We start from the raw sequence: 6,361 nt of genomic DNA on the forward strand, positions 1-6,361 counted from the left end.
ATGTCATGGGGCTGGCTTTCGCCTTCGGCTGGACGCCGTGCATCGGCCCGGTTCTGGGACCGATCCTGACGCTGGCCGGCGGCCGTGAAACGGTGGGCGAGGGCGCGCTGCTGCTCGCCGCCTATTCGCTGGGGCTGGGCATCCCGTTCCTGATCGCAGCGCTGTTTTCCGGCGCCTTCATGCGCTTCCTCGGCAAATTCCGCGTTCATCTCGGCCGGGTTGAAAAAGCAATAGGCGCGCTGCTGGTTGTCGCTGGCGTGTTTTTCCTCACCGGCGGCGTTCAGACGGTGTCTTACTGGCTGCTGGAGAATTTTCCGCTGCTGGGGCGGTTGGGGTAGGCGTTCGAGCTCAAGCGGGCTTACGGATATTGTTTCACTTGCGTAGTAAGTTCCGGATCGGAATTTCCCCGCTCCATTTGGTCTTACACTGCAATATTGACGTGAGCCTGCAAAAGCTCGCACAATCAATTCAAAGCTTGATATTGTGCAGCATGAGAAGTGGAAAAATTCCTTTTAGATTCGATATTGCCGACTTGCTGGCGCGAGCGCGGAGGCAAGTGGATGGTCGCTTGGGTGACGTGACGATTAACCTCCCATTTATCAGTATCGCTGTCAGCCCGAATGATCGAGAGCGTAAGGTTGCCCGCGAGCTCGTAATTCGGCTCCGGGATCGCAGGATTCTGTCCGCTTGGGAGTGCTGCGATGGCTGCATTGACAATGCGCTCAAGTCGCTTGGGGAAATCAGGCAAACGCTCGTGGACAAACGGGTAGAGCTTGCCGACTTGCAGGATGGGCCGCTGTACTTACTGCTTGACGCGATGGCTCTGGGTATTCGCCAATTTATGACGTTCGAGGAACTGCTCCGGCGCGACGAGAACGCCCCGCTGCATCCACGCTTTGGAGAATTCTATCGACCGCCTGACACCCGGCAGGCTTATTTTGATGCACTGGAGGTGCTCCGCGGGCACCTGAACCGGTGCCTTGGGCAGATCGCTACGATTGCCAAGATGCCAATGGCCGACGAAGGCGTGATTGCCGACTATCAAGGGCCGTGGCAGCTAGAGGCCTATCAGGAGCCGCCAGCTCTGCCCTCTCCTGACAGCTAGCGCTGTCGTTGCAAACGCGAAATCGACTTAGGCAATTGGGGAGGCAGCCTATGTGGAATTGGTTGAGGAAGAAATCGAGCCAGCCTGACCATGAACTCAAGGCCCTGGCTGAGCAATTTGTCCGGCCACAATCGCTCGCTGTAGCGTTGGCCGCATCTGTGCGCGACTACGTCAATGCAGTGAAAGCGGGGAAGTTGTCCTATCCTGCCCATCGCAGAGAGGGCGCAAGCGTTGTCGAGATATGGGCCGACTTGCGGATAGAGGCGATCCACAAACTGTTCAACTTTGGGCAATCGGATGCTTTCCTGTTTTCGGACCATCGCCGGCAGGAAGAATTATTGGCTTGCTTCCTGGACGAGCGAGTTCACCTTGAAATGCCGCAACCTCGCGGAGCGGGGGTTCCCGATACCATACAGGCAATGTGGCAGGTCTACGTCTACCTAAGTGCTGCAGGGTCAGAGGTGGCCGACCGCGAGACGGATCGGGAAGGCCTCAAATTGAAAGGGCGATCCATTCTTGATCGAATGGAATCAGATTGCGCCGACGCAAGGCCGAGATGGGGGGCATTTCGGACGGGCGTGGCGAGCAGCACGGTCCCCCCAACCATGATAGAGCTGCTACATGCGGACGTGACTGCCAAGGCTAAGTCGATCGCACTGTCCAAGGTGTTCGGGCCCTATTATGAGGGCGGGATTAAGCACATGGAGAGTCTGCTTGCCAAACAAGGAAGCGACGTGGCCGCTTTCCAAGCCTCGGTCGAACGACTGCTCGCAGCCAAGGATCCGGACTATCTTACGTCTCGCTAGTGGCAATATCGACCAGCTGCTCGACCCACCTCACCGGAATTTAACCGCATTGGTGCAGCATGGCGCCAGATGCTACCTATCTTCGATTCCTGATCCCTTTTCATATGGTTGTCCTTTCCATGAGCCAGAGATCCTGCCTGTCCGTCATCCTCGCCGCCGGCGAAGGCACGCGCATGAAGAGCGTGCTGCCGAAGGTGCTGCACCAGATTGCCGGGCTGCCGATGGTCGCCCATGTGGTGAAGGCAGCGGAAGAGGCGGGTGCCGGCAGCCAGGCGCTGGTGATCGGCCATGGCGCCGACGAGATGCGCAAGGCGGCGGCAAAGTTCGCGCCCAAGGCCGAGACTTTCGTGCAGGAAAAGCGCCTTGGCACCGCGCACGCCGTGCTTGCCGCGCGCGATGCGATATCAAAGGGTTATGACGATATTCTCGTGATGTTTGGGACACGCCGCTGATCGACGCAGATGCGCTGACCGTGGCGCGGCTGAAACTGGCTGAAGGCGCTGCCGTCGTCGTGATCGGATTCCGTCCGCCCAGTCCGACTGGTTATGGCCGGTTGATCGAAAAGGACGGCAAGCTGATTGCCATCCGCGAGGAGAAGGACTGCTCCGAGGAGGAGAGGAAAATAACCTTCTGCAATGCCGGCATGATGGCGGTGGCCGGCGCCCATGCGCTGGCGCTGCTCGATCAGGTCGGCAACAAGAATGCCAAGGGCGAGTATTATCTCACCGACATTGTCGAGATCGCCAGTGCGCGAGGCCTCGATGTCGTGGCCACCGAAGCCAGTTTCGAAAGCGCGCTCGGCATCAACAACCGCGCCGAACTGGCGCAAGCCGAAGCCATCTGGCAGGCGCGCCGGCGGCATGAGGCGATGCTGTCGGGCGTGACGCTGATCGCGCCGGAGACGGTGTATTTCTCGCACGACACCGAGATCGGCACTGACACGATCGTCGAGCCCCATGTCTGGTTCGGTCCGGGCGTGAAGATTGCCACGGGCGCCAAGGTCCATGCCTTTAGCCATATCGAGGGCGCCACCATTGCGTCCAATTGCGATGTCGGGCCGTACGCGCGGCTGCGGCCGGGCGCCGATCTCAGGAACAAGGCCAAGGTCGGCAATTTCTGCGAGGTCAAGCAGGCGGTTATCGAAGAGGGCGCCAAGGTCAACCATTTGACCTATATCGGCGACGCCCGTGTCGGTGCTGGGGCCAATATCGGCGCCGGCACCATTACCTGCAATTATGACGGCTATTCGAAATTCTTCACCGACATCGGCGAGGGCGCTTTTGTCGGCTCCAATTCGTCGCTGGTGGCGCCTGTCACCATCGGCAAGGGCGGCTACATCGCCTCAGGCAGCGTGATCACCGAAAGCGTGCCCGACGACGCGCTGGCCTTCGGCCGCGCCCGCCAGAAGACCATTCCAGGCAAGGGCAAGGAGTTGCGCGAGCGCTTTGCTTCGGCGGCGGCGGCGAAGAAAAAGTAAGACCAGCCCGCAAACCGAACGATTGCAGTAACCGGATTGCAAGAGCGGCCTGTCATGGTGCATCGACAGAATGAGCGTTCCGTTATACGGGACGAAATGCAATGTGACTTTCCACGGCAGGCTGGCCATCCCTAAATAGCGCTGGTTTTCCGGGGAATCGGGGGCTTTCTGCATGTGCGGTATCGTTGGAATCGTCGGCCACTCGCAGGTTGCGCCGCTCATCGTCGATGCGCTGAAGCGGTTGGAGTACCGTGGCTATGATTCGGCCGGCGTCGCGACCATCGAGCGTGGCGAACTCGCCCGCCGCCGCGCCGAAGGCAAGTTGATCAACCTGGAGCGCCGGCTCAAGGACGAGCCGCTCGATGGCACGATCGGCATCGGCCACACGCGCTGGGCGACGCATGGCGTGCCCAACGAGAGCAATGCGCATCCGCATTTTTCCGACGGCGTCGCCATCGTCCACAACGGCATCATCGAGAATTTCGCCGAACTGCGCGACGAACTGGTCCGCGACGGCTATTCTTTTTCGTCGCAGACCGACACCGAGGTCGTGGCGCATCTGGTGGCCCGCGAACTCGCCAAGGGGCTGAAGCCGGTCGAAGCCGCGCACCAGGCGCTGAAGCGGCTGGAAGGCGCCTTTGCGCTGGCGATCATGTTCAAAGGCGACGAGGATTTGATCGTCGGCGCCCGCAACGGTCCGCCTTTGGCCGTCGGCCATGGCGATGGCGAGATGTTCCTGGGCTCCGACGCCATCGCGCTCGCCCCGTTCACCAATTCGATCACCTATCTGGAAGATGGCGACTGGGCGGTGGTGCGCCGTGGCGGTGTCACCATCTTCGACATTGACGGCACAAAGGTCGACCGCAAACGCCAGCAGTCGCTGTCGACCAGCTTCATGGTCGACAAGGGCAACCGACGCCATTTCATGGAAAAGGAAATCCATGAGCAGCCCGAGGTGATCTCGCACACCTTGGCGCATTACGTGGATTTCGTCTCCGGAGTGTCGAAGCCGCTCGACCTGCCGTTCGACTTCGCCAAAATTGGTCGGCTGGCGATCTCGGCCTGCGGCACGGCGTATCTGGCCGGCCTGATCGGCAAGTACTGGTTCGAGCGCTACGCGCGCCTGCCCGTCGACATCGATGTCGCCTCCGAATTCCGTTACCGCGAAATGCCGCTGTCGAAGAACGATGCGGCGTTTTTCATCTCGCAATCGGGCGAGACCGCCGACACGCTGGCCTCGCTGCGTTATTGCCGCAAAGCCGGCATGAAGATCGGCGCGATCGTCAATGTGCGCGAATCGACCATGGCGCGCGAATCCGACGTCGTGCTGCCGACGCTTGCCGGACCCGAGATCGGCGTCGCCTCGACCAAGGCCTTCACCTGCCAGCTTTCCGTGCTGGCCGCGCTTGCGGTGCGCGCCGGCGTGGCGCGCGGTATGATTTCGAAGGAACAGGAGAAAACCCTGGTGCGCGCGCTTTCGGAAGCGCCGCGCTACGCCAACCAGGTGCTCAAGCTTGAAGAGCAGATCGAGCGGATCGCGCGCGAACTCTCGCGCTACAAGGACGTGCTCTATCTCGGCCGCGACACCAATTTCCCGCTGGCCATGGAAGGCGCGTTGAAACTCAAGGAAATCTCCTACATCCACGCCGAAGGCTATGCAGCCGGCGAACTGAAGCATGGGCCGATCGCGCTGATCGACGAGAACATGCCTGTCATCGTCATCGCGCCGCATGACCGGATCTTCGAGAAAACCGTTTCCAACATGCAGGAAGTGGCGGCGCGCGGCGGCAAGATCATCCTGATCACCGACAGCAAGGGCGCGGCGCAGGTGAGCGTGAAGACGATGGAAACAATCGTGCTGCCGGATGTGCCCGAAATCATCTCGCCGATCATCTATGCGCTGCCGATCCAGATGCTGGCCTATTTCACCGCCGTGTTCATGGGCACCGACGTCGACCAGCCACGCAATCTGGCGAAATCGGTGACGGTGGAATAGGTTTTGCCTTCCAGACCGGAGGTTGGGCCGAATGGCATCGAAGTTCGCACGTCCAGTTCATCCTGGAGAATTCCTGCGTGAAGAATATCTCGTCCCGCTCGGCATGAGTGCAGGCGCGCTGGCGAAAAAGCTCAACCTTCCGCGCACCCGTATCGAACGCATTGCCAAGGAAGAGATCGGCCTGACTCCCGATACCGCTCTTCGCCTCGCCAGATTTTTCAACACCACGCCCGAATTCTGGATGAATTTTCAACAGGCCTATGAGCTTGAAACCGAAGCCAGAAAGCTGGCGCCGGAGCTCGAGAAGATTGAGCCGTTGGAAGTAGCGGCATAATCGGCTCTTTAAAAACTTCGCAGTTCCAAAGCTTCGTCCGGTTCACTAATGTTGCGCTGCAACCCGCGCTCCGGTGAACCATGTCCGACGCTCCCAAGACCTCCGGCATGACCCGGCTGAGGAACTATTTCCTCACGGGCTTCATCGTCTGCGCGCCCTTGGCGATCACCGCCTACATTGCCTGGTCGTTCATCGGCTGGGTCGATTCCTGGGTGAAGCCTTATATTCCGGCCCGCTACAGCCCTGACACCTACCTGTCGTTTCCGGTGCCGGGGTTCGGACTGATCGTGGCGCTTATCCTGATCACGCTGATCGGTTTCCTGACGGCAAACATCGTCGGCCGCGCCATCGTCAATTTCGGCGAGCGCCTGCTTGGCCGCATGCCGCTGGTGCGCGGCATCTACGGCTCGCTGAAACAGATTTTCGAGACCGTGCTGTCGAACAAGGGTGACATGTTCCGCCAGGTCGGGCTGGTCGAATATCCGCGCAAGGGCGTGTGGTCGCTGGTGTTCGTCGCCAGTGAAAAGGAAACCGAGATCAACCAGAAGCTCGACCAGGAAGGCGATCCGCTGATCGCCGTATTCATGCCGTGCACGCCAAACCCGACCACGGGCTTCCTGATGTATGTGCCGAAGTCGGACAT

The 6,361-nt window shown here is 60.1% G+C and carries 6 protein-coding genes and 1 pseudogene; all 7 read left to right on the top strand.

Annotation, left to right across the window (positions count from 1 at the left end; genetic code table 11):
• Positions 1-338 (top strand): cytochrome c biogenesis protein CcdA (locus ENZ75_RS16870; RefSeq protein ID WP_245481165.1); only part of this gene is annotated, 338 nt, incomplete at its 5' end.
• Positions 339-439: 101 nt separating this feature from the next.
• A complete protein-coding gene (locus ENZ75_RS16875; RefSeq protein ID WP_127224175.1) occupies positions 440-1,105 on the top strand; it encodes a hypothetical protein in 666 nt (221 codons plus the stop codon).
• A 50-nt stretch (positions 1,106-1,155) separates the two neighbouring features.
• The gene (locus ENZ75_RS16880; protein ID WP_063167903.1) at positions 1,156-1,911 is read left to right on the top strand and encodes a hypothetical protein; all 756 of its coding nucleotides are present in this window, start codon (positions 1,156-1,158) and stop codon (positions 1,909-1,911) included.
• Positions 1,912-2,030: 119 nt separating this feature from the next.
• Positions 2,031-3,388: pseudogene (gene glmU / locus ENZ75_RS16885) on the top strand (bifunctional UDP-N-acetylglucosamine diphosphorylase/glucosamine-1-phosphate N-acetyltransferase GlmU).
• 172 nt (positions 3,389-3,560) lie between these two features.
• Entirely contained in the window at positions 3,561-5,384 is a 1,824-nt protein-coding gene (glmS, locus tag ENZ75_RS16890; protein ID WP_063167904.1) for a glutamine--fructose-6-phosphate transaminase (isomerizing), read from the top strand.
• A gap of 31 nt (positions 5,385-5,415) precedes the next feature.
• On the top strand, positions 5,416-5,718 hold the full coding sequence (locus ENZ75_RS16895; protein WP_027161478.1) for a HigA family addiction module antitoxin: 303 nt from the start codon (positions 5,416-5,418) through the stop codon (positions 5,716-5,718).
• A gap of 80 nt (positions 5,719-5,798) precedes the next feature.
• A partial coding sequence (locus ENZ75_RS16900; protein WP_164887848.1) for a DUF502 domain-containing protein occupies positions 5,799-6,361 on the top strand: 563 nt, incomplete at its 3' end.

It is taken from the genome of Mesorhizobium sp. M7A.F.Ca.CA.002.04.1.1, assembly GCF_004022805.1.
In the GTDB taxonomy this organism is placed as follows: domain Bacteria; phylum Pseudomonadota; class Alphaproteobacteria; order Rhizobiales; family Rhizobiaceae; genus Mesorhizobium; species Mesorhizobium ciceri.